Source organism: Pedobacter nutrimenti (assembly GCF_032678445.1).
Taxonomy (GTDB): Bacteria; Bacteroidota; Bacteroidia; order Sphingobacteriales; family Sphingobacteriaceae; genus Pedobacter; species Pedobacter nutrimenti_A.
On the sequence record NZ_JAVTSQ010000011.1, the window covers coordinates 12,733 to 35,797 of the forward strand.

22 protein-coding genes are annotated in these 23,065 nt (G+C 42.4%); 8 read left to right on the top strand and 14 right to left on the bottom strand.

The window, feature by feature from the left end; genetic code table 11:
- Positions 1–6 precede the first annotated feature (6 nt).
- Positions 7–1,107 (top strand): NADH:flavin oxidoreductase, encoded by a 1,101-nt coding sequence (locus R2S08_RS20080; protein ID WP_316836811.1) that lies wholly within the window; start codon positions 7–9, stop codon positions 1,105–1,107.
- Positions 1,108–1,158: 51 nt separating this feature from the next.
- Here the strand turns inward: R2S08_RS20080 and R2S08_RS20085 are convergent, their stop codons facing one another.
- On the bottom strand, positions 1,159–1,596 hold the full coding sequence (locus R2S08_RS20085) for a GNAT family N-acetyltransferase (protein ID WP_316836812.1): 438 nt from the start codon (positions 1,594–1,596) through the stop codon (positions 1,159–1,161).
- Between the two features lie 35 nt (positions 1,597–1,631).
- Positions 1,632–2,123, bottom strand: a complete 492-nt coding sequence (locus tag R2S08_RS20090) for a YajQ family cyclic di-GMP-binding protein (protein ID WP_316836813.1) — start codon at positions 2,121–2,123, stop codon at positions 1,632–1,634.
- Between the two features lie 70 nt (positions 2,124–2,193).
- Here R2S08_RS20090 and R2S08_RS20095 point away from each other — a divergent pair, with 70 nt between their 5' ends.
- The 3 genes from R2S08_RS20095 to R2S08_RS20105 all read left to right on the top strand — a co-directional run bounded on the left by R2S08_RS20095 (position 2,194) and on the right by R2S08_RS20105 (position 6,021).
- Positions 2,194–2,973: a hypothetical protein gene (locus R2S08_RS20095; RefSeq protein ID WP_316836814.1), complete on the top strand. Its 780-nt coding sequence runs from the start codon at positions 2,194–2,196 to the stop codon at positions 2,971–2,973.
- A 104-nt stretch (positions 2,974–3,077) separates the two neighbouring features.
- On the top strand, positions 3,078–5,135 hold the full coding sequence (ppk1, locus tag R2S08_RS20100) for a polyphosphate kinase 1 (RefSeq protein WP_316836815.1): 2,058 nt from the start codon (positions 3,078–3,080) through the stop codon (positions 5,133–5,135).
- Between the two features lie 4 nt (positions 5,136–5,139).
- Entirely contained in the window at positions 5,140–6,021 is an 882-nt protein-coding gene (locus R2S08_RS20105; RefSeq protein ID WP_108553825.1) for an exopolyphosphatase, read from the top strand.
- Here the strand turns inward: R2S08_RS20105 and R2S08_RS20110 are convergent.
- The 11 genes from R2S08_RS20110 to R2S08_RS20160 form a co-directional block, all read right to left on the bottom strand.
- Positions 6,018–6,497 (bottom strand): 4'-phosphopantetheinyl transferase superfamily protein, encoded by a 480-nt coding sequence (locus R2S08_RS20110; RefSeq protein ID WP_316836816.1) that lies wholly within the window; start codon positions 6,495–6,497, stop codon positions 6,018–6,020. The two genes, R2S08_RS20105 and R2S08_RS20110, sit on opposite strands and share 4 nt — an antisense overlap.
- Positions 6,478–6,741 carry an acyl carrier protein gene (locus tag R2S08_RS20115; protein ID WP_316836817.1) on the bottom strand — a complete coding sequence of 88 codons (264 nt, stop codon included), beginning with the start codon at positions 6,739–6,741 and terminating at the stop codon, positions 6,478–6,480. Before R2S08_RS20115 ends, R2S08_RS20110 begins: the two co-directional genes overlap by 20 nt.
- Entirely contained in the window at positions 6,738–8,012 is a 1,275-nt protein-coding gene (locus tag R2S08_RS20120; protein WP_316836818.1) for a beta-ketoacyl-[acyl-carrier-protein] synthase family protein, read from the bottom strand. The genes R2S08_RS20115 and R2S08_RS20120 overlap by 4 nt, the downstream gene beginning before the upstream one ends.
- The gene (locus tag R2S08_RS20125; RefSeq protein ID WP_316836819.1) at positions 8,005–8,454 is read right to left on the bottom strand and encodes a 3-hydroxyacyl-ACP dehydratase FabZ family protein; all 450 of its coding nucleotides are present in this window, start codon (positions 8,452–8,454) and stop codon (positions 8,005–8,007) included. The genes R2S08_RS20120 and R2S08_RS20125 overlap by 8 nt, the downstream gene beginning before the upstream one ends.
- A gap of 13 nt (positions 8,455–8,467) precedes the next feature.
- On the bottom strand, positions 8,468–9,574 hold the full coding sequence (locus R2S08_RS20130) for a type III polyketide synthase (protein WP_316836820.1): 1,107 nt from the start codon (positions 9,572–9,574) through the stop codon (positions 8,468–8,470).
- Positions 9,510–10,223, bottom strand: a complete 714-nt coding sequence (locus tag R2S08_RS20135) for a methyltransferase domain-containing protein (RefSeq protein WP_316836821.1) — start codon at positions 10,221–10,223, stop codon at positions 9,510–9,512. The genes R2S08_RS20130 and R2S08_RS20135 overlap by 65 nt, the downstream gene beginning before the upstream one ends.
- Positions 10,216–11,346: an NAD(P)/FAD-dependent oxidoreductase gene (locus tag R2S08_RS20140; RefSeq protein WP_316836822.1), complete on the bottom strand. Its 1,131-nt coding sequence runs from the start codon at positions 11,344–11,346 to the stop codon at positions 10,216–10,218. Before R2S08_RS20140 ends, R2S08_RS20135 begins: the two co-directional genes overlap by 8 nt.
- A gap of 72 nt (positions 11,347–11,418) precedes the next feature.
- Entirely contained in the window at positions 11,419–12,399 is a 981-nt protein-coding gene (locus tag R2S08_RS20145) for a type IX secretion system membrane protein PorP/SprF (protein ID WP_316836823.1), read from the bottom strand.
- The gene (locus tag R2S08_RS20150) at positions 12,396–13,346 is read right to left on the bottom strand and encodes a gliding motility-associated C-terminal domain-containing protein (protein WP_133780881.1); all 951 of its coding nucleotides are present in this window, start codon (positions 13,344–13,346) and stop codon (positions 12,396–12,398) included. The genes R2S08_RS20145 and R2S08_RS20150 overlap by 4 nt, the downstream gene beginning before the upstream one ends.
- A 42-nt stretch (positions 13,347–13,388) precedes the next feature.
- Positions 13,389–14,114 (bottom strand): hypothetical protein, encoded by a 726-nt coding sequence (locus R2S08_RS20155; protein ID WP_316836824.1) that lies wholly within the window; start codon positions 14,112–14,114, stop codon positions 13,389–13,391.
- A gap of 24 nt (positions 14,115–14,138) precedes the next feature.
- The gene (locus R2S08_RS20160; protein WP_316836825.1) at positions 14,139–17,090 is read right to left on the bottom strand and encodes a hypothetical protein; all 2,952 of its coding nucleotides are present in this window, start codon (positions 17,088–17,090) and stop codon (positions 14,139–14,141) included.
- An 894-nt stretch (positions 17,091–17,984) separates the two neighbouring features.
- Here R2S08_RS20160 and R2S08_RS20165 point away from each other — a divergent pair.
- Complete coding sequence (locus tag R2S08_RS20165; protein ID WP_316836826.1) at positions 17,985–18,599, top strand: alpha-ketoglutarate-dependent dioxygenase AlkB family protein; 615 nt, start codon at positions 17,985–17,987, stop codon at positions 18,597–18,599.
- Here the strand turns inward: R2S08_RS20165 and R2S08_RS20170 are convergent.
- Positions 18,596–18,880 carry a hypothetical protein gene (locus R2S08_RS20170; RefSeq protein WP_316836827.1) on the bottom strand — a complete coding sequence of 95 codons (285 nt, stop codon included), beginning with the start codon at positions 18,878–18,880 and terminating at the stop codon, positions 18,596–18,598. The genes R2S08_RS20165 and R2S08_RS20170 overlap by 4 nt on opposite strands.
- A 378-nt stretch (positions 18,881–19,258) precedes the next feature.
- Here R2S08_RS20170 and R2S08_RS20175 point away from each other — a divergent pair, with 378 nt between their 5' ends.
- From R2S08_RS20175 to R2S08_RS20185, 3 genes are read left to right on the top strand one after another with little or no spacing between them, the layout of a single operon-like run.
- Positions 19,259–20,287: a PmoA family protein gene (locus R2S08_RS20175; RefSeq protein ID WP_316836828.1), complete on the top strand. Its 1,029-nt coding sequence runs from the start codon at positions 19,259–19,261 to the stop codon at positions 20,285–20,287.
- 31 nt (positions 20,288–20,318) lie between these two features.
- A complete protein-coding gene (locus R2S08_RS20180; protein ID WP_316836829.1) occupies positions 20,319–21,677 on the top strand; it encodes a DUF1080 domain-containing protein in 1,359 nt (452 codons plus the stop codon).
- A 12-nt stretch (positions 21,678–21,689) separates the two neighbouring features.
- The gene (locus tag R2S08_RS20185; protein WP_316836830.1) at positions 21,690–23,048 is read left to right on the top strand and encodes a Gfo/Idh/MocA family oxidoreductase; all 1,359 of its coding nucleotides are present in this window, start codon (positions 21,690–21,692) and stop codon (positions 23,046–23,048) included.
- Positions 23,049–23,065: the final 17 nt, after the last annotated feature.

Below are 23,065 nucleotides of genomic sequence, written 5' to 3' on the forward strand. Positions count from 1 at the left end.
AATAATATGAATACAGACAGTTTATTTAGGCCGTTTAGCCTTAAATCTTTGAATATCAAAAACAGAATTGTCATGGCTCCAATGACACGTTCCTTTTCGCCTGATGGCGTGCCTACTCCAGAAGTAGCGGCTTATTACAGGAAAAGAGCAGCCGGTGAAGTTGGATTGATCTTGTCGGAAGGAACCGTTATAGAACGTATTTCTTCATCTAATGATAAAAACATTCCCCATTTTTATGGAGAACAGGCATTGGCAGGATGGCAGAGTGTAATACAGAATGTTCACCAGGTAGGAGGACAAATGGGACCTCAGATCTGGCATATGGGCGTTATGGATAACCACCATTCCGGATGGGTACCGTCTGCACCTTTTGAAGGCCCTTCTGCTTTTAATAAACCTGGTTTTGAGAATGGAAAAGCAATGACGGAATCCGATATTGCAGATACCATTGCGGCTTTTGGACGTGCTGCTGCAGATGCCAAAAGACTGGGTTTTGACTGCTTAGAAATTCATGGTGCACATGGTTATTTAATTGATCAGTTTTTCTGGACAGGAACCAACAACCGAAAAGATCAGTATGGTGGGGAAACTTTGGCAGAAAGAAGTCGTTTTGCAATCGAAGTGATCAAAGAAGTAAGAAAACAAGTTGGTGAGGATTTCGCTGTGATCATTCGTCTTTCACAATGGAAACCTCAAGATTATACCCACCAACTGGCTAAAACACCTGCCGAACTTGAAGCCTGGTTAAATCCTATGGCTGATGCTGGTGTAGATATTTTCCACTGCTCGCAACGCCGTTTCTGGGAACCGGAATTTGAAGGCTCTGATTTGAATTTTGCAGGCTGGGCTAAAAAAATCACCGGGAAATCAACGATAACTGTAGGATCTGTAGGGCTTAGCGGTGAGTTTTTGGCTGCTTTTGCAGGAGAGAGCTCGCAACCAAGTTCACTGGATGAATTGGTAAGAAGGATGGACCGTGGAGATTTTGATCTTGTGGCTGTGGGAAGACCACTGCTCGCAGATCCAAACTGGGTACAAAAGATTCATCAAAACAAAACAGATGAATTGAAAGGATTCAGCAGAGAAGCCTTAGCACAATTGATTTAAGAATAAAAGGGGACCTTAATCCAGGTCTCCTTTCTATTTTATACAAGATATTTATTGTTGATAAGCTTTTGGAACCACAACTGCCATTAGCCTGTCGGGGTGTTCTAATGGTTTAAATCCAAACTGGGCATATAATCCGTGGGCATCCTGCGTAGCCAGCATATATCTCCTTAGGCCCTGAAGGGCTGGATGAAAAAGCATCAGCGACATCAATTTTTTAGATAAACCCAAACCCCGGTGTTCTTCCAGAACATACACATCGGCCAGATAAGCAAAGGTTGCCTTGTCTGTGATCCATCTTGCAAAACCAATTTGGTTAGTTTCCTTATAAATTCCAAAACACAAGGAATTATCGATAGATTTTTGAACAGTTTCCAGCGGGATTCCCTCTGCCCAATAAGACTGAGTACTCAAATAATGGTGTACTGATATTGCATCAATTTTTTGAACATCGTCTGAAAAAATATATCCATTTTCTATAATTTCCATTCTTTGTTATTGGTTTTTAAGACATTAAACCGTCATTAGTTTCTCATATTGATATATTGTAATGGCTGACCAAAATCTTCCTTCCTGCACAAGGAAATTACAGCCTGAAGATCGTCAATGCTTTTGCTTTGTACACGTACCTGGTCATCCATCATAGAAGCTTGAGCTTTCAATCCGCTTGCTTTAATTTTTGCAACGATTTTTTTTGCGGTTTCTTTGTCAATTCCTTCTTTTACAGATATTTCCTTTCTGATCATGTTACCTGAAGCATATTGCTCTTTGCCAAAGTCAAGGCTCTTGGCATCCAGATTTTGTTTGATCATCCGGGAGATAATGGCATCCTGTATGGCTTTTAACCGCATGTCGTCCTCTGTTACGATAGTGATCACATTGGTCTTTTTATCATGGTCTATCGTACTCTTAGAATTGTTGAAATCATAACGGTTCAAAATCTCTTTTTTAGCGTTGTTCATCGCATTGTCGAATGTTTGGGCGTCTACTTTACTTACAATGTCAAAAGTGGGCATGATAATAGCTTTAATATAAAAAATTGTTAAATTAGTTAATAATTGATTATCCACAACTTATACGTTTGTTATGAAAACCAAGAAATCAAAAGTGCAAAAAAAAGTTGCTAAAAAGGCAGCAAAAAAAGAATTAGAAAAAACTTTGACTGAAAAGTTCCTGGAAGTGATCAGTCATCTCGGTCATGATGCAGAGAAAATCGCCGCAGACATTACTAAAGCGAGTAAATCGGTAGCCGAAAAGCTTTCTAAAAAATTGCAGGAAGTTAAAGAATCAGTAACCAGTAAGACGGAAGAGGTTGTGAAGAAGAAAGACAAGGTTGCGAAGAAAGCTTCTGCAAAAAAAGCACAGGTTTCTAAAAGTGTTAAAAAAGCGGAAAAAGTAGTAGAAAAAGTTGCTGCCAAGGCCAAACCTGTGGCACAGAGTGTTAAAGTAACAGCCATTGCTACAGAAGAGAAAGTAGCCAAGGCTATTGCAAAACCAGTTGCAGCTGTTAAAAAAGCGGTAGCTGCTCCTAGAAAAGCCCGTGTAGCAAAAGTTGCAAGCCCGGCTAAACCTGTTTCCGAAAAACCAGCTGTTGCTAAACCCGTTGCTGCTAAACCTGTCGTTGCTAAATCAGCAGCTTCAAAAACAAGTGCTGTGAAAAAAACTGCAGCGGTTAAAACCACGCCTGCAAAACCAGCAGCCAAACCTACCGTTGCCAAAACACCGACTGCTAAAACACCGACTGCTAAAACACCAACAGCGAAACCAGCTGAACCGGCTTCAACTGTTTCAAAAACAGTTACAGAAAGCCCGGCCGTAGTTAAAACTTCCGAGGCTGCTGAAAAGGAAGCCGAAGCAACTAAATAAGGTTAAATTATTTTTATGTTAATTCCTCGATAATTAACAATGATTTAACATTAGAATTTGCAGTTTTGACTATCCCCGGTCAAACGGGGAATTGATACATATACATGACTAAGAAAAAGGTTCCTTTTTTAAACAGAGAGATTAGCTGGCTATATTTTAATGAGCGGGTTCTGCAGGAAGCCGCCGATGAAAGCGTCCCTTTAATAGAACGAATCAAATTCTTGTCTATATTTTCTTCAAACCTGGAGGAGTTTTACCGCGTCAGGGTAGCTACCATGACGCGGCTTACCAATTTGAATGATAAGACTAAGGCGCTTCTTGGTTTTAACCCCAAGAAGGTACTCAACGAAATCAAAAATATAGTCGTAAAGCAGGAACGCAAGTTTGAACAGCTTTTCCAGGCCACTTTGATTAACGAACTGGCTCAGAACCGTATTTTTATCTTAAATGATACCCAACTCAATGTGGCAAGGGGCGAATTTGTCCGGAATCATTTCAGAGACCGGATCTTATCGAACCTTGTTCCCATCATGATTGATCTGGATAAACCTTTTCCGGAGCTTAAAGACCGCAACCTGTATTTTTTGGTGCGCTTGTCTAAAAAGGGCTCTAAAAAGAACCAGAAATATGCACTTATTGAACTGCCAAATGATCTTCCCCGTTTCCTGGTCTTACCGGAAACGAACGGATTAAAGTTCATTATTCTTGCAGAAGACATCATCAAGTATTGCCTGGATGATATCTTTTATGTTTTCAATTATGATGAAATTGAGGCTTTTTCGATACAGGTTACCCGCGATGCGGAGTTGGATATAGACAAAAACATCAGTGATAAGTTTATAGAAGAATTAAAGACAAGCCTTGATAAGCGCAAAAAGGGCAAACCCATGCGTTTATTATACGATACAGAGATGCCCTTTGATATGTTGAGCGTACTGGTTTCCAAGATGAAAATTGAGGCCGAAAGCCTGATTCCTGGTAACCGCTATCATAGGTTTGGCGATTTTATCCGTTTTCCAAATGTAGGCTCCGCAAGTTTGGAATATCCACCAACGGTACCACTTAAGGTTGCGGGTTTGCACCGTACGGAAAGCATTATCAATAAACTAGCAGAGCGTGATTATCTCATCAACCTGCCTTATCAGTCATACGATTATATCATCTTGTTTTTAAGAGAAGCGGCTATAGATCCCAAAGTTACAGAGATCAATATTACCCTTTATCGTTTAGCCGAAAACTCGAGGGTGGTCAATGCCCTGATCAATGCGGCAAAAAATGGTAAAAAGGTGAATTGCCTGGTTGAATTGAAAGCGAGATTTGATGAAACCGCCAATATTTACTGGTCTAACAGGCTGGAAGAGGAAGGGGTTAACGTAAATTATGGTTTAACAGACTATAAAGTGCATTCCAAGATCTGCCTGGTAAAAAGGATGGAACGTGGAAGGGCAGTATATTATGCGAATCTGGCTACAGGTAATTTCAACGAAAAAACCGCCAAACTCTATTGCGATCACAGTATTTTTACCGCTAAAAAAGAGATCACTTCCGATCTTTTGAAACTGTTTACTGCTTTAAACAAAAAGACAGTAGCGAAAGGTTTTAAACACCTTATAGTTTCTCCCCTGGAATCCAGGCTAAAGTTCTATGAACTGATAGACCGGGAAATCCGGCACGCTAAAGCTTCCAAACCTGCTTATCTGATTTTGAAAGTCAACAGCCTGGCCGATGAGGGTATCGTAGAAAAATTATACGAGGCAAGCAATGCAGGTGTAAAAATAAAGCTGATCGTTAGAGGAATTTGCTGCCTGGTTCCGGGAATGCAGGGCTACAGTGAAAACATTACGGTAGTGAGCATTATAGACAAGTTCCTGGAGCATGCACGGGTATTTATATTCGGTAATAACGGCAAAGAAGAAATGTTCCTTTCTTCGGCCGATTTAATGAGCCGGAATTTTGAACACCGTGTGGAAGTTGGTTTTCCCGTACTGGACCACGAGGTTCGGCAGGAAATCAGGGATATCATAGAATTTCAACTTCAGGACAATGTTAAAGCCAGGGACATCACCAAACTGAACAACAATAAATACCATAAAAACAGATTAACAACTAAAGTAAGGGCACAGGTTCAGACTTATAACTACTTAAAAAATAAACACCAGTAAATTCATGTTAAGATACGCTGCTATAGATATTGGCTCCAATGCGGTCAGGTTACTGATCGCCGATATTACAAAAGACGAGACCGGATATGGTTTTAAAAAAAACACCTTAGTCAGGGTTCCGTTACGTTTGGGAGACGATGCCTTTCTCGACCAGAAGATATCAGACAGGAAAATTGAAGATCTGTTAAAGACCATGACGGCTTTTAAGAATCTGATGGATGTTTACCACGTTACAGAATACCTTGCCTGCGCAACCTCTGCCATGAGGGAAGCTTCAAATGGTGCAGATATCATAGCCAGAGTAAAAAAACAAACCGGACTGACACTTGAAATCATAGAAGGTCAGCGTGAAGCCAATATCATTTATTCCAATCATATTGAGCAGACCCTGGATGCGAAAAAGAGTTACCTCTATATTGATGTGGGCGGAGGCAGTACAGAACTTTCTGTTTTTGTGAATAAAGCGCCCGTGGCTTCCAAATCCTTTGATATTGGTACCATTCGGATACTGGACAATCAGGATAAAGAGGAAACCTGGGAAGACATGCGGATATGGGTAAAAGAGCAAACCCGGAATTATAAAAATCTGGCTGGTATAGGCACAGGAGGGAACATCAATAAGCTCTTTAAAATGTCTAACGAAAAAGAGGGTACGCCACTTACTTTTCTAAAGTTAAAGTCGATGTACAATCAACTCAATAGTTATTCTTTAAAAGAACGGATCAACCTGGTCGGCTTGAATCCCGACCGTGCAGACGTGATTATACCCGCTTGTGAAATCTATATCACCTTACTAAAATGGACCGGCATTAAACAGTTGTATGTGCCAAGAGTGGGTATGGCAGACGGGATCATTAACCTGCTGATTGAAGAAAATCTGAGCTAGAGGTATATAAGAGCAAGATAAACCCCGTGATGGCTAACGCTGTGCGGGTTCGTACAAGCATATACTGGGTATACACCATCCTGATGAAGAGATATTCTGACCTCTATTTCCTTCAGTAAGGATCGTTTTGGGGCCGCCAGTGAATGGATCATTTCCGCATTTAATTCGCTTTGGGTGTAGTAGGTGCAATTTTCTACAGATACGAAGCCAGTAGAATAGCTGAGGTTAAGTGTTTGTACGGTGGTTTCCAGAGAAGCGGGGGCATAAATCCTTTGACCTGTTTTTCTGGAATGTATTTTATAGGCGGCTTCCTTCATGCTCCAGAACAACCAGACGAGTTGATCGGCATATTCACTTTCCTTAATCAGCAATTGTTCCTTTTCAGAGCATATTTTTTGCAAATAACCTTTCCGCATCCAGTTGCTTTCTGTCGCTGCAAGCCGCAGGTCTACAATGTCATTCCCGGCCAGCTTCATGGAGTTTGCTTTCTATAATCTCAATGGCTGCACGTACATTGAGCATTTTTTCCATCGATAAGTTATCGATCTCGATTCCAAATTCTTCTTCCACATCCAGTACAACATCTACCAGATTTGCAGAGTTGATCTTCAAGTCTTTCAGGAAATCGGTGTCCTCGTTAATGCTGTCCAGTGCCTCCTTATTCTGGGTGTAGTTGGAAACAATGACTTTCAAACGGGAGAGCAATTCTTCTTTATTCATGATCTATATTTTTTAAAGATGATACAGGCATTAACGTCGCCAAATCCAAAACTCGCTTTTGCAAGATACTCTATAGGAAGAGATTGATATTGAAGAGGGATTTTTTGAGGATCTATTTGGGCTGCGATATCCGAATGGAGATCCTCACAGTTGATGTTGGGGAATAAAAAGCCTTCAGCGATCTGAAGAACCGAAGCTACACATTCCATACTGCCTGAAGCGCTTAATCCATGCCCGGTCATACCCTTTAGGGCATTAATATATGGGAAATTCTCCCCCGAACGCCCCAAGGCAGTACACCAGTTCCTGATTTCGGTGCTGTCCATTATCGTCGCTGTTAAATGTCCGTTGATCACATCAATCTGGTCTGCATGCAGGCCCGTGTTTTTTAAGGCAGAACTGATGCAATTTTGTACAGCTTTGCTATTCGGAGCGGTCATCGTACCAGTGCCCCTTTGTCCACCCGAATTGAGATGCCCGCCAAGTACTTCTGCATAAATTACAGCCCCGCGTTCAACCGCACTGTCCAGCGATTCCAGCAGCAGGGCACCTGCTCCACATGCCGGTACAAATCCACTTGCAGAGAGGCTCATCGGTCTTGAGCCTTTTTCAGGCGTTTCATTGTGTTTATAGGTACAAACTTTCATGGCATCAAAACCTGCCCATATATAGGGGCCGCCGTCACTGGTACTTCCGGCTAACATGCGTTTTGCTCTACCAGACTGGATCCGCTCAAAGGCCATCAATACACTTTCTGCACCAGTGGTACAAGCCGAAGAATTGGTGCTGACCTGATTGCCTAAACCCAGTTTTCCACCAAGGTAGGCACTGACGCCACTGGCCATGGTTTGCATCACTGCATTGCTGCCCAGTTTGCGGACCTGTTTTTCGTCAATCTTATAAATGGCTTCCCTGAATTTTTCTATGCCAGAGGTTCCGGCGCCAAAAATAGTACCGCTGTCCCAATCCGGATCATCCTGTCTTTCCAGAGAAAGACCCGCATGTTTCCAGGCTTCCATGCCGGCAATTACGCCATATAAGATGCCTTCACTGTTAAAGTTCCGAAGTTCAAGTTCTGTAAAGCAGCTTGAAATCAACTCAGCGCTCAAGTCCGGGTGGCCGGCAATCTGGCAGGAAAACTGAAGCTCCTGTAGCTGGCTATGGTGTTTAATCCCGGACCTGCCATTTTTAATGGCCTCTTTGAACATAGGAATTCCTACGCCATTTGGAGCCACAATGCCAAGTCCGGTGACAACAACCCTGTTAGCCATTTAATTTTGTGGTTACCATACCGGATAAAGTTCCTTTACAAACCACATCACCAGCTTCGTTCTTCATTTCTACCTTGCAATGCAGTTTCTTGAAACGGAAATATACTTTTTCAGAAACCACAGTTACTTTTTCCCCAGGGAAAACAGGCTTCATAAAGTCAATAGCTGTAGAAGTCAGCATAACATGGCTGGAAGCGGCTGAATCAATATAACCGCTCAGGTAAATACCCAGGCAAACCAATCCAATCTGTGCCATCGTTTCTGTAAGAATTACACCAGGGGTAACAGGGTGGTCTTTAAAGTGGCCTTTATAAAAATCCAGGTCTTTGTTAAAAGTATAAGTTCCTGTTGCGCCATTTTCATCGATAGTAAGCAGTTCATCAACAAATAAAAATGGGACACTGTAGGGTAATTTTTCTAAAATTTCTTGTTTGTTCATCATATAAATTTTTGTTTTACCACTGTAACAGTATTCTTTGCGCAGAAAAGCCAGGTCCAAAACTCAGCATTAATCCTTTTTCTCCTTTTGATGGTTTTTTGTCCATAAAGCGTTCCAGAACATATAAAACAGTGGCACTCGACATATTTCCATACAAACGTAACACTTCTTTTGTATCCTCTATATTTTTATCTTCAGCAGCAAACAAAGATTCTACCATTTGCACAATTTTTTTTCCTCCGGGATGAAAGATCAGGTGGTCAATATCCTGAATAGTTAAATGATTTTTGGCCAGGAAGGGATGGATGATCTGAGGAAAATGTTCTGCAATAACTTTTGGAACATCAATATCCAATACCATTTTCAATCCGGTATTGGTTAAAGCAAAGCCCATCATCTGTTCTGCATGGTAAAAGTGGTACATCGCTTCGTCCAAAATTTCTGGTCCCTGGTCTGCTTCACAGGAAGACAATAAAACGCAAGCTACCCCGTCTCCGAATATGGCTGCGCTAACGATATTGGCCATGGAAAAATCTTCCAGCTGAAAGGTCGCTGTAGGAGATTCTACCGCCACTACTGCGGCCCGTTTGCCAGGATTTGCCTTTAAAAAGTTTTTGGCATAGATCATTCCCGATACCCCTGCGGCACAGCCCATTTCTGTAACCGGGAGGCGGACCACATCTTGGCGCATCTGCAGTTTGTTGATCAGATAGGCATCTAAAGAGGGAATCATAATTCCTGTGCAACTTACGGTGATCAGGAAGTCGATATCCCCAGCCTGCCATTTTGCTTTCTCTAAAGCACCTGCAACGCATTGAGCCGATAATCTTATTCCTTCTCTGATGTAAATATTGTTGCGTTCCTCAAAGGAGCTGTTGGAAAAAACTTCTTCCGGAGAGAGAAAGGAATAACGTCTGTCTACAGCAGCGTTTTCAAAGATCTTTTTCACCTTCCGGACAAAACGCTCTTCTTTTCCTGCCAGCCACCCATCCAGGAAGGGTAGGATCTCTGCAGTTTCCCTGGAATGTTCGGGTACTTGTTTGTTAACCGTTATTACTTTAGTGCTCATAAGTCTGAATGATCCATTGGTATCTGAATGCCCATTTCCATCGAATACGATCATGTTTGAAGTAAAGTTGCTTTGAAAAGTTTTTCAGGTCTTTTTTTTTAAAGCCCTTGAGTATGGAAATCAATCCATCTTCTCTGGACATGTCATTTAATCCGAACACAAAACAGAGCGCTTTAAACAAATAATAAGCAGCAGAACTTCTGTGCAGGTCATTGATCACAATGCCCAGCCGGCTAAGTTTAGAAAAACCACCAATAAGAAACAGAATCTCCTGATCTGTGAAATGATGCAGGGTCAGGGTACACAATATGATGTCATAAGTTTCCTCTTTATTGATCTCTTCAAAGATGTCTGCGGTGCGGTAATGAATGTTTTTGTAATTTTTTGATAGGGTTTCTGCGTGCTGTATAGTATAAGGATTGGCATCTATCCCTACCAAATCTAAGGTCAGGCCTTGCTTTGCGGCAAAATCTGCCAGTGTTCTGAGCATATCTCCATTTCCACAACCCACATCCAGTACACGGATAGGCGTTTTGCTATTGGTTTGGATCAGTTTTTTAACACCTTGCAAGGTCACTTTATTCCCACCCAGCAACTGATTGATCTTTGCAATCTTATCCAGGGCATCTCTCAGGATTTCGCCCTCCATCTCAAAATCATCCATCATCTCTATAGCCTCGCTTCTGCGGGTGGTATTAATCATAAGGTGGAGGGGTTAAAGGTTGACCATGAGTTCTTTTGATCATTTGAGGCAGAAGGGAGGGAAAATGGGCCAGCATGGACATGGCTATATCAGATAGAGCTCCATTCAGCAAAAGAGAAGATAATCTTTTACCGAAGGTCATACGTTGTTCAAAATTAGCCTTCCACTGCATGCTGTAGCTTTTTTCCAATTGCAGCTGATCAGCAATCCCATATTGCTGTACAATCAGCTCTGCACAGATTTTTGCACTGTGGATAGCCATCCCCATACCGTTGCCGCAAAGCGGATGAATAAGCCCCGCTGCATCCCCGATCATCAGGATATGGTCTTTCACCAGCTCCTTTTTTTCAAAGCAGATTTGTGCAATACTGAGCGGACTTTCAAAAGCCAGTTCTGTATGTTCAAAAAGGTATTTAAGGTGTTTATTTTTAAAAAGTACCTGTTGTTGAAAATCTTCCATGTTCTGGTATTTTTTAAACTGATCGTATGCTGTAAGATAACAAATATTAATCAGATTGGTTTCTACTTTCGATACGCCGCAGTATCCGCCTCTGAAATTATGGAGAGCCACCAGATCGTCGTCAAATTCACCTCTGTAATGCGCCTTTACGGCAAGCCAGGGTGATTGTTGATCGATGAAATGGCGGTGAAGCTTTTTGTCCAGTGATGATCTTTTACCAAAGGCACCAATAAGCAGCGGCGTCTGGTGGGTTGCTGCATCTGTTTTTAGACAAAAGGTCTGCCCGGAATGCGTAATGTCCAGGATCCTTTCGTTCAGTATCTTACAGCCTTTGTCTAAAGCTTTGGAATATAAAAAATGATCGAAGGCAGCCCGGCTAAGTCCAAACCCGCCAAGCGGAAGCTTGCATTCTATCTGCCTGCCTTTAACTGTAGAGACTTGTAATCTTGTAATTTTTTTAGGTTGGAGAACTACAGGGTCTGCATCAAGCCATTGCAGGTAAGGCAAGACTTCGTTCGAAATGTACTCTCCGCAGACTTTATGTTGCGGATAAGTGTTTTTTTCAATAATGGTCACTTCGAAACCTGCTTTTAGTAAATGGAGTGCACAGGTTAACCCCGCCAATCCGCCACCTGCTATTATGATATTGTTATTGACCTGCATATCTAAAAATACACAAAAAGCAGGTCTTCATGTTTGTTGTACAAAAGAAATCGGCTTAATGCCGGTTCATCTTTAGAAATCGTAGCATTTTAACCCACGGTCTCTTCTCAGGTTAGGGCGACTGATGTAGAAACCTACAGAGATCTCATGGCTGCCATAATTATAATTCCGTAAACCATTCAGGGAATAGTCGTAGGAATAACCGATCCTTAAATTGGGGGTTGCAAACAGCTCCAGGATCAATCCCATTGCACTTTCCTTTGGAAGGTCGCTTTGCAGGTTGCTTTTGTTATAAAGGCTTACTGAAGTTCTGTAAAATGCACCTACCCATACTTTTTCTTTAACCAGGAGGAAAGCATTTAAATCAAGGGAGGTAGGACCTTTGACATCATCTTTTAGCAGAACAACAGGTTTTAACCTGAGGTCATCTGAAACCGGAAATTGCGCCCCGGCCGTTAAATAGAAATGAGGTTGTGGCACCAGGATATTGCTGTTGTTGCGTTTTACCGCATATTGTGCCAGTAAATTGGTTGCAGAGAAGCCTGCAAAATAATCATCGTTGGAATAATAAACACCGAGTCTTGCATCTGGCAGCAGGGTGGTTTGTGAAATTACCGGGATAGCCCCATCGTCAGGAGTTACACCATCCAGCTTATTTCCATCAATACCAAGCTGCATGAAACCCGCGGCTAAACCAAAGGAAAGCCTGGAGTTGTCATCATTGCCCAGCTGTAATTTATAGGCATAATTGGCATAGGCTGTCAATGCGCTTTGAGCCCCGATCTGATCATTCTGTATAATCAAGCCTAGGCCGACCCGGCCATCGTTTAATGCCCCATCGGCAGAAAGAGAAAAAGTTTTGGGTGCACCTTTAATGCCTTCCCATTGAGAACGGTACATAGATTGAATGTAGATATCTTCTTTGTATCCTGCATAGGCAGGATTGATGTGCAGCCCGTTAAATATATACTGTGAAAACTGGCTGTCCTGCTGTGCATTGCTGCCCAGAGCGGAAACTATTGCTGTAATAAGTAAGAAGATCCTTTTTATCATTTTTTGAATGCCCTGATTAAAGTGATGTATCCTTTATAAACTTCCCATTTGTCGTTGGCAGATTTGACTTTTAGAAGGTAGAAGTATGTCCCTTCGTTCAGGTCACTTCCGTTCCATTCATTTTTGTATCCTTTTTTGTAATAGACTGTACTTCCCCATCTGTTTACGATGGTGATTTCATTGGCTTCATAGTATTCTAATCCAGGAATTTCAAAGGTGTCGTTCTTCCCGTCACCGTTAGGTGTGAACACGTTTGGTATAATGATTCCTGTAATCGCTTTACTGTCTGAAGAGCTGTTGTTATTTGGATTAGGATCTGTTTCATTAGCGGTTACTGTAGCCGTATTTCTGATCACACCCGCTTGAGTGGCAATCACTTTTATTTTCAGATCGGCTGTTTGTCCGTTATCCAGTTTAGGCATTTCCCAAAATACCGTGCGGCTAACGGTATTGTAATGCGCCAGTCCCAGGGTAGGGGTGGCCAGTTCCTGGAAGGTCAGTTCCGTAGGAAGTACATCCTGAACCTTAACCAATGTGGCCGCATCTACACCGTTGTTTTTTACCTGTATAGTGTATTCAAAAGCATCTTTAAGGGTTACCGCCCGGAATTCAGAATGTTTAGTCACCATCACATCTGCAGACAGTGGTGTTCCTGTACCAACAGTTACTATAACCGGTGGGGAGATGTCGGAACTACAACCTTCAGTATTATAGCTAACTACCGTGTATTTTCCAGCAAGGAATACGGTGTAGCTGGATTGGGTAGCCTGGTCAATAACGTCGCCGTTTCTGAACCATTGATAGCTTTTTGCGTTAACAGAATTTGCCTGCAGGCGGATGGACGATCCTTGTGGGATCGTTACCGTCTGGTCGGTAGATTGCGCAAGGCCTGCTGTTGCGCTTAGCAACAGCAGACTTGACACAAAACTTTTTTTTCTGTTAGACATGAATTTATATTATCGTTAGATTTTAAACCTGGATAATTTTTATTAGAAAGTAATTACTGGAGTAGTAGGTTTTGGAGTTACAATTACAGACTTAGCTGCTGTCGTAGCATCGCATCCCTTTTTATTACCAGATGTGTTTATGTTTGAAGGAACAACATATTTCACCGTTGGAGTAAAAGCATAGGTGCCAGCAGAAATGGTGTTCACTGTAAATGTGCTTGATTTTGCTGCATCAGCAATTGTTCCAATATCGCTATTTGAAGCTGGTGAACCACCTTTGGTAACTACCCAGCTAAACTCATAAGTTACTTCTGCAGGGATAGTGACACCAGATGGATCTGTTACCGTAGCTACCAAATTTGAATTAGGAGTTGTGGTAGATGCGCAATATGTTGGGTTTGTTGGATCTGCAAGCGTTAATGTGATGTCAGGAAGTACAAAGATTTTATAATCTGCAGAAACATCACTGGAACATCCAGTCGTTGCCGGATCTCCGGAAATCACCTGTACGTTAAAAACATGTTCACCCGGAGTTAAAGTGGTAGGTGTTGTAAATGTTGCTCCTGTTGTACCTGTCTGAATGTTATTTGAACCGCCTACAGTTTCTGTCCAGCGGAGTGTCTCGCCTGAACCCGGGGTTGGTCCTGTAAGTGTAACCGCTGTTCCCTTACAAGCATAAACCTGATAAGTTTGAGCAAAAGAGTTTGCCGCCAGTAGCATAAATAGAGCTAGAAATGTTGATTTGAGCATTGTCATTTTAGTTTTCATGTCGTTTTTATTTAAGAGTTTATATTAATTAGCTATTGAAATATTTGGTTGATGTGGAGTTGCGTATATATCTATGTTTAATGGCATATCGTTGCTGCAGGTTCCATTATTAATGGTTAACGTACCATGATAAGTGTTGGCTGGTACATTATTGGGCATTGTTATGGAGATGACCCCTCCAGTTAAAGGTGTGCTGGTCACTCCGGCCCAGCCTGCGGTTGTAGCGGTTAAATCCCACTGTATAGTGTATGAGGTTGGTGAATTTACCGGATTGGTATAATTTATTTTAAACTCCGTTCTGTTTGCACAGATTGGTACAAGGGGTTGTAAGGTAATTGAGGGTAGAGGGTTTACAGTTATGGTAACGTCAGACGTGCTCATTGGACAGACACTATTCTGTATAATCCAGCTAAATACATAAGTACCGGTAACCAGTCCTTTAACCTGGGTGGTATTCGATAGGGGAGATGTGATGCTGGGAACTGTTGGACCGCTTTTGAAAGTCCATTGACCACTTCCGGTGGTAGGAAGATTTCCAGAAAGGGTTGTGCTTGTAACACCACATAAACTCTGGTTAGAGCCTGCATTGGCGGTTGTTGGAGGTGCAAATACAGTTACCGTTACATCTGATGAACTTTTAGTGCAAGGACCGCTGCTAATCGTCCATCTAAATAGATAAACTCCCGGTGCCAATCCGGTCACACTGCTGTTATAGAGGGATGGTGTTGTAAATGTGGGTGTATTTGGTCCGCTAACCAAGCTCCATGCTCCGGTACCGACAATGGGCGCATTGCCTTCAAGGTCTGTAGTTGTGGAGTTACATAGGTTTTGATTCGTTCCTGCGGCAGCTATTGTTGGGGGTGCATATACCGTAACCACAACACTTTGATCGGAATAACAAGTGGCGTTGGTATATCTTACATAATAGGTCTTAGGAAGTCCTAAAGAAGGTGTTATGGTCGTACTGCTTAAAGCTGTTCCTCCCTGGGTTAAAGACCAAACATATGTACCCGTTGTTGTTCCCTTTGTATCTGCTGGGTTTAGTGTAGTTAAGTCTAGTGATTGGCCATTGCATAGAGACTGCGGAGGTATAGTTGCCAATACAGGTTGTGTATTGACCGTTACACTTACAGCTTTTAATGTACCTGCAGCATTTTCACAATTTGTAGAATTGCTTACACTCACATAATAAGTGTAAGGGCTGTTTATGGCTGTAAGCCCGCTAATCGTTAAATTGCCACTGGCATCTACAGTATAGTTGCCTCCGGTAGTAATAGGAGTAGCTTTATTTGCATCCAGATACCATTTAAATGTAACCGGAGCAGTTAACGTCGATGTTGGTGACAGCGTTGCCGCTGAGCCCTCGCAAATAGCAGCATTAGCAACAGTGATATTGGCGGCTGTAGCTCTTGGATTGATGGTGAGCTTAGCCTCATTAGAGATAACAGTTTGCGGGCAACCTGGATTTCCTCCTGTTACTAAAACCCGGTATAGCCAATTGTTCATAGACGCAGTAGTAGCACCGGTCGTATAGGAGGCACTATTGGCACCAGAAATGGTGTTCCAGCTTGTTCCATCATAGTACTGCCAACTATAAGTTGGTCCAGTTGAGCCTGTTGGAACTGTTGCTGCAACAGAAAAACTCGCAGTATTTCCCTCACAAATATTTGTAGAATTAACAGATGTAGGTTGAACAGTGATTGTGGGTAAAGCCGGAGCTATGCTGACATCATAAATTCTTAATGCGTCGCCAATTACACCCACTCCAAGTACGCCTTTTTGAAACTCTATTTTAAATCTGTCAAATGGTACATTTAAATTGAAACTAAAATCAAGATTTTTCTGACTGCTTCCTATATTGACCAGATTGAGCAGGTCAAGCCCCAGAAGTGATGCAAGATCCCCAAGTCCCTTGGTATAAACCGGAATCTCTGAACTTCCGGAGTAGGCATAAAATACGATGCCGTTAAGTTGCAGTAGCGACAAGCCGATCAAACTGTTAGACAATCCGAGATTCACATGAATTCCATCATTTGCCGTAGCGGTATGATCATAATAGAAGGTTTGAGATACTGTACTTGCTACACCGACACTAGCAACGCCAGATGAGAAAGAGGAATACTGGCCTGCGACGCCGTTAATTGCATACTGCGGATTTGCAACCAGTTGGCTAAGGTCCAACCCGCCAATGATTCCTGTATTAAGATTGATACCTGTTGCTTCTCCCGGACTTGTAAATATTGGACTTGTATTACAAGTACCGCCCGATGATAGCGTAAATGCACTATATACATTTGCTTCTAAAGCACGTGCAATATCAGCGACCCGAAGGTCAGACGGTAAAGCCACTTCCAGTCTTGCTGCATTGTAGGCCGCATCTGGCGTAACAGCTGCATACCAATCTCCATTTTTATCGATGAGCATTTTGGTCGTGGTTCCCGCGGTGGTTCCCACAACATTACCTACGGATTCATTTCCGTTATAGGATGCACCTCCGGCAGTGTTCGCCGTATTTAGTATATAGTCTCCCGCTGATGTATAACCTCTGCCATTTATACTCTGCAGTTCAACCAGACCTAATAATCCGCCTACAGCCACTGATATACCACTTAACGTTGGTTTTTCTTTAATCTTGAAATAAGTAGTGGTACCAGCCGGAATGGGGGTGTTACTGGTGTTTCTAAATTCAACATACACATCGGATCCTGCACCGAGTAAGCCCAGCAGACCAAGGTCCTGACTTGCTCTGAGTTTAACAGGTAGAGTTGTAGCACCTGTTAGAATACTATTATCTCCATAGAAATATCTGAACGTTGTTCCAGCCCCTAAAAAATTAGTTGTTGTATGAGCTGTCATTGGGGGAATGCTCAAAGATGCACTACCTGGGCCTAATGAAAGTGCTGCCCCTCCACCAAAATAATTTCCCGTCTTGGTTCCATTTAAATATGTCCTTGTTTGCCCGTTCACACTCCCCATCCCCATAACCATTAGAAACACTGTTACCAGTGCTGGAATTAAGAGAGTATATAGAGCCTTTATTTTGTGCACGCTGAGCGATAAATTAGTTTCCTGCTATGCAAGTCCATATAATTTTTGAGATAAAATTTTACGTTCTTTATAGCTTTTCAAACTTATCACAGAAACTTCAACGATTTTCGTTCATTACATTCAGTTTGGGGCTGTATTCAGGGAGATTGATACGGATTCTCGACTCTCAGAGATAGCGAGAGTTAAATTGTATTTGATTGTTAATCAGTAGTTAAATAGAGGTGGTTAAGTTTTGTTCATTTTATTCAGCGTTTTTAACCTGTATGAACTTGTCTGGCTGACCAGAAAGAAGAATAATATTGCCTTCTTAAATATACGATTTAGACATAAAAAATCGTTCCAGCCAACTGTTTGCCGTTAGGCTAAAATAAACAAACAAAGAAGAAGCCATTTTACAGAAAATAGAGGCGATGAAATTCCTATCCACCTATTGCTAATTCTTTTAATTCTGTACAAGAATTGGGCCAATAAATTTTTCTTTGAAAGAGCACTTAACCTACGGGCAAATTGCTGCTCCGTAAAAAAGAAGGGTAAAATTGTATAAAAAAGAAACGGGACCGAAGTCTAGCGACCTGGTCCCGTTCCATTAAATTAACGCTCTCAAGTCAAAGGTAGGAATTTTTATTATCCCTGCAAATTTTTTTTATTTTTTTTCAATTGGTATGAATTCTATAGAGTTTGGAATTTGTTGTCAGCATCCAAGTCTTTGGATATAAATATTTTAAATAAGGGGAGTATCCAATTTATTTTTATTATACTAAAAATATTAGTATTTTTGAAGGCCGTAAAATAGTTTGAAATTTTAAACCCCAAATCATTCTCATGGAGATGGAGCAACTGAGTTTTTTTGCTGAAACAGGCCAAAGTCCCGGCTTGCCTAAAGATCTGCTGGATTACCGGCCGGCACTTTTCAGCCTTGCGGAAAGCGAAAGACTGATGAATAATTTTATTACAGAATGTCCGTGGAAACAGAAAGTAGTCACCATGTACGATAAACAAGTCATCACACCCAGGTTATCCGTTTGGTATGCCGATCCGGATAGTTATGATTATACTTCTCCAGGAAGGACAACTCCGATGCCCTGGACCAGCGATCTGCTGATGATCAGACAAAGGGTAGAAGCGATCACTGGTGTAAGGTTTAACAGTGTATTGCTTAATTATTACCGGGATGGCAATGATTCCGTAGCCTGGCACAGCGATAATGAAAAGGCTCTTGGAACACATCCAACCATTGCTTCGGTAAGTTTTGGTCAAGTGCGGGCCTTTGACATCCGGCATAAGGCAGACCACCGTTTAAAATACACTGTAAAGCTGGAGAATGGCTCCCTGCTGGTGATGAAGGGTGACCTCCAGGCGAAATGGGAACACAGGATTGCTAAATCCATACGGCCAATGCGGGCGAGGGTAAACCTGACCTTCAGGATCGTGGTTTAATCCAGCTCTTCTACGAGTTTCATTTTTGTGATCCCGGGCTTTTTGATATCGGTCTGCACTAGTACAAATGGGTTCTTCTCATCGGTATTGTCATAGGAAACGCGAATCTCTTTGTTGTCTGCACATTTATAGAGCACATTGATTATCTTAGTGGTATCGGCTACTTTTGCGCTGTCTACGGCAGTTTTATCTGTGCTTACTGAAGAAGTCGTATTGCTTTGTGTACATGACAACATAAACAGGCCCAGGCAGGGTATAAATAAATGTATTGGCTTTAACATAATTTCTTAGTCTTTCTTAAATAACAATCCAGGAATGGGGCTTGTTTTAAAAAACACCTGATAAATAACCAGTTTAAACTAGACAGGGTTCATAGTATGTTCTATTTGAGTACGCAATGTATTTAGTATGAGTACGCCATGACTGCGCCTTTATTCTGAAAAAAGGCGCAGTCATGGCGCACTCACTGCGCACTCATGGCGCAGTCATACTGAACGAATATAGAACCGTTTCCAACTCTTTATCAAGAGTTGGATTCCTAAATCGATTGCGTAATATTTTTAGAGGAATTGGCCTGCCGGAAGACAATTTGCTGCGTAATAGCTTATCTTAGTTTAAAGGATCTATTATAATCTAAATATAAGAAAGCCGAACCAAATATGAAGAAGTATATGTTTTTTATCTGCTGCAGCTTCAGTATGCAGTTGTTTGCCCAAACTGAGGAAGTCCATTTTTTGGATAAACGTGAAGACAAGAAAATTGATGTTGTGGTTGGAGGCCGGTATTTCAGTAGCTTTATTTTTCCTTCCAATTTAGAAAAGCCCGTACTTTATCCCATTCAGGCGGCAAATGGAGCAGTGGTAACCCGTGGCTTTCCGCTCGATAAAAGGGATGGAGAAAGAACAGATCATCCACATCATGTGGGCTTGTGGTTTAATTACGAAAGTGTAAATGGCCTTGATTTCTGGAACAATTCCTATAATATACCTGCAGAAAAAAAGAGCAAATACGGCTGGATCAGGAATGTGAAAGTATTGGAGCTGAACAAGGGGAAATCTGCAGGCAAGCTTGTTTATACGGCCAACTGGGAAAAACAAGATGGTACGGTACTGCTTATAGAAAAGACGGAACTGGTGTTTAGCGGAACAGAGAACAGCCGGACAATTGACCGGTATACAACCTTAACCGCGCAGCGGGACACCGTGCACTTTAACGATGTTAAGGACGGTTTACTGGGTATTCGTGTTACGAAAGAACTTGAACTTCCTTCAGATAAAACGGAGAAATTCAGTGATAGCCAGGGAAATATTACCGAGGTTTCTCCAACAAAGAACGGTGCCAATGGAAACTACCTGACCAGTGCTGGTCAAACAGGGAATGCGGCCTGGGGAACCCGGGGAAACTGGTGTTTGCTCTACGGTGTTAAAGATCGGGTTCCGGTGTCAGTTGCGATGATCGATCATCCCAAAAACCCGGGCTATCCAACCTACTGGCATGCAAGAGACTATGGGTTGTTTGCTGCCAATCCTTTAGGGCAAAAGATCTTTAGCGAGGGTAAAGAAGAGCTTCGCATGCATCTGGCGCCCGGAGCCTCTGTCAGCTTCCGTTACCGGGTAAAGATCAGTTCAGGAACACAACCAACGGCAGCCAGTCTGAATGCAGAGGCTGCAGATTTTGCACGTAAATAAATCACAATCATTATAAAAAACCGATCACAAAATGAAGAAATCAATAGGATTAATCCTAACGGTTATGGTCATGGGAAGTTATTCCCTTGTACATGCACAAACCGCAAAGTGGCAGAACCTTTTTAATGGAAAGGATCTGCAGGGCTGGAAACAGTTGAATGGAAAAGCAAAATACGAGGTCCAAAATGGAGAAATTATAGGAACAACGGTATCTGGTACACCCAATTCTTTCCTGGCTACGGAAAAAAATTACGGAGACTTTATCCTGGAGGTGGAATTGCTGGTGGATGATTCGATGAATTCTGGAATACAAATTCGGAGTGAAAGCAATGATGCTTATCAGAATGGGCGTGTTCACGGTTATCAGGTAGAAGTAGACCCATCTGAGAGAAGGTTTAGTGCGGGCATTTACGATGAAGCCAGAAGAGGATGGCTGTATCCTCTGGATATTAATCCTAAAGCGCAGATGGCATTTAAAAATGGGGGATGGAATAAATATAGAGTGGAATGTATTGGGCACTCTATCCGGACCTGGCTGAACGGGGTTCCTGCTGCAAACCTGATTGATGATATGACATCAAGTGGGTTTATTGCCTTGCAGGTCCATGCGATAGGTAAGGATGATACGCCCGGAAAGCAGATCCGCTGGCGGAACATCAGGATCCAGACGGAAAACCTGAAGCCCTCTAAACAGGATGATATCTTTGTGGTGAACCTGATCCCAAACAATCTTTCTCCGCAGGAAAAAGCAGAAGGCTATTCCTTGTTATGGGATGGTAAAACGACTAAAGGATGGAGAGGCGCTTATAAAAGTACTTTTCCTGAAAAGGGCTGGCTGATTGAAAATGGTGAGCTGAGCGTTCAAAAATCCAATGGAGCAGAATCTACCAATGGTGGCGATATTGTAACGGACAAGGAATACGCGGCCTTTGAACTGAAGTTCGATTTCAAACTGACGGAAGGTGCCAACAGCGGGGTTAAATATTTTGTAACCCTAACCGAGGGAAACAAGGGGTCGGCAATAGGTCCTGAGTACCAGATTCTGGATGATGAAAGACATCCGGATGCCAAGCTGGGTAAAAACGGAAACCGTACGCTGGGTTCATTGTATGATCTGATCACCAGTAAAAAGATTCCGAATGCACAGCGGAAAATAGGGGAATGGAACCGGGGGCTGATCCGTGTTTTTCCAAATAACAAAATTGAATACTGGTTAAACGGGTATAAAATTCTGGAATATACACGGGGTTCTGCAGAATTTCTGGCACTTGTGGCCGATAGTAAATATAAAGACTGGAAGAATTTTGGGATGGCACCTAAAGGCCATATCCTGTTGCAGGACCATGGTGACAAAGTATCTTTCAGAAGTATCAAAATCAAAACCCTCTAAATCTCTTTAAACATGATAGAATCGAGAAGAAAATTCATTAAACAATCGGCTATTGCTGCTGCGGGTACCTATTTGGGAACGATGGGTTTAAGTGCCAAGAGTTATGGTAATATTATAGGGGCGAATGACCGGGTGAGGGTAGGTGTGGTTGGTTTTTCTGACCGCTTTAAAGATTCGCTGCTGCCCAGTTTTTTAAACCATCAGAAGGAACTCAATTTTGATATTGTAGCGGTTTCTGATCTCTGGAATTACCGCAGAGGTTTAGGTGTGGAGCATCTGAAAAGTAAGTTTGGTCATGACATTACGGGCTGCCGGAACAATGAAGAATTGTACGGTTTAAAGGATATAGATGCTGTAATTGTAAGTACAGCTGATTTTCAACATGCGGTGCATGCCATGGAAGCGGTGAGTGCCAAGTGCGATGTATATTGTGAAAAGCCTTTTGCAGAAACGATGGCTGATGCAAGGGCAGCTTTAAAAATGATCAAAGCGTCTAAGCAGATTGTGCAGATCGGTTCGCAGCGCAGGAGCGGAAATAACTATCAAGCGGCATCGCAATTTATTAAAGAAGGTAAATTTGGAGATATTACCATGGTCGAACTGACCTGGAATGTGAATCAGCCGGGGAGATGGCGCAGACCAGACCTGGTGGCCAAATTGAAACAGGAAGATACCGACTGGAAACGCTTTCTGATCAATCGCCCTTTTGAAGAATGGGATCCGCGGAAATACCTGGAATATCGCTTGTTCTGGCCTTATTCGTCTGGAATGCCGGGACAGTGGATGTCGCACCAGATTGATACGGTACATTGGTTTACGGGTTTAAAGCATCCAAGAAGTGTGGTGGCTAATGGTGGCATTTACCAGTGGCGTGACGGACGAAGGAACTGGGATACCACTACTGCGGTATTTGATTATGGCCCCGCCGGGGACCCTAACCATGGCTTCCAGGTGGTTTTTTCTTCCAGGATGCACAATGGGGATGAAAATCCTGCGGAGATCTATTATTCAAACGGCGGCGAGCTCAACCTGAATACCAATATGGTGTCTCCTAAAGGAGGTCTTAAAGAGGGGCCAGCCAGTGCTATGCACATGAAGGCCAACCTGCTGCCAGAAATTAAACTGACGGACAATACGGAAAAGGTTGCCGCTTCGGCCAATACAGGCGGGGATAAGCTGACTTCTGCGCATATGCGGAACTGGATGGAATGCATTCGCAGCCGGAAGGAAACGAATGCACCTGTTGAGGCGGGTTATTATCACTCCATTGCCAATATTATGACCAATGCCTCAGCCAGAACAGGGATGAAAGCCACTTTTGATGAGGCTACCCAGGAAGTTATGGTGGGTGGCAAGGTATTTACTTATTAAATAAGGAATCGGAATGC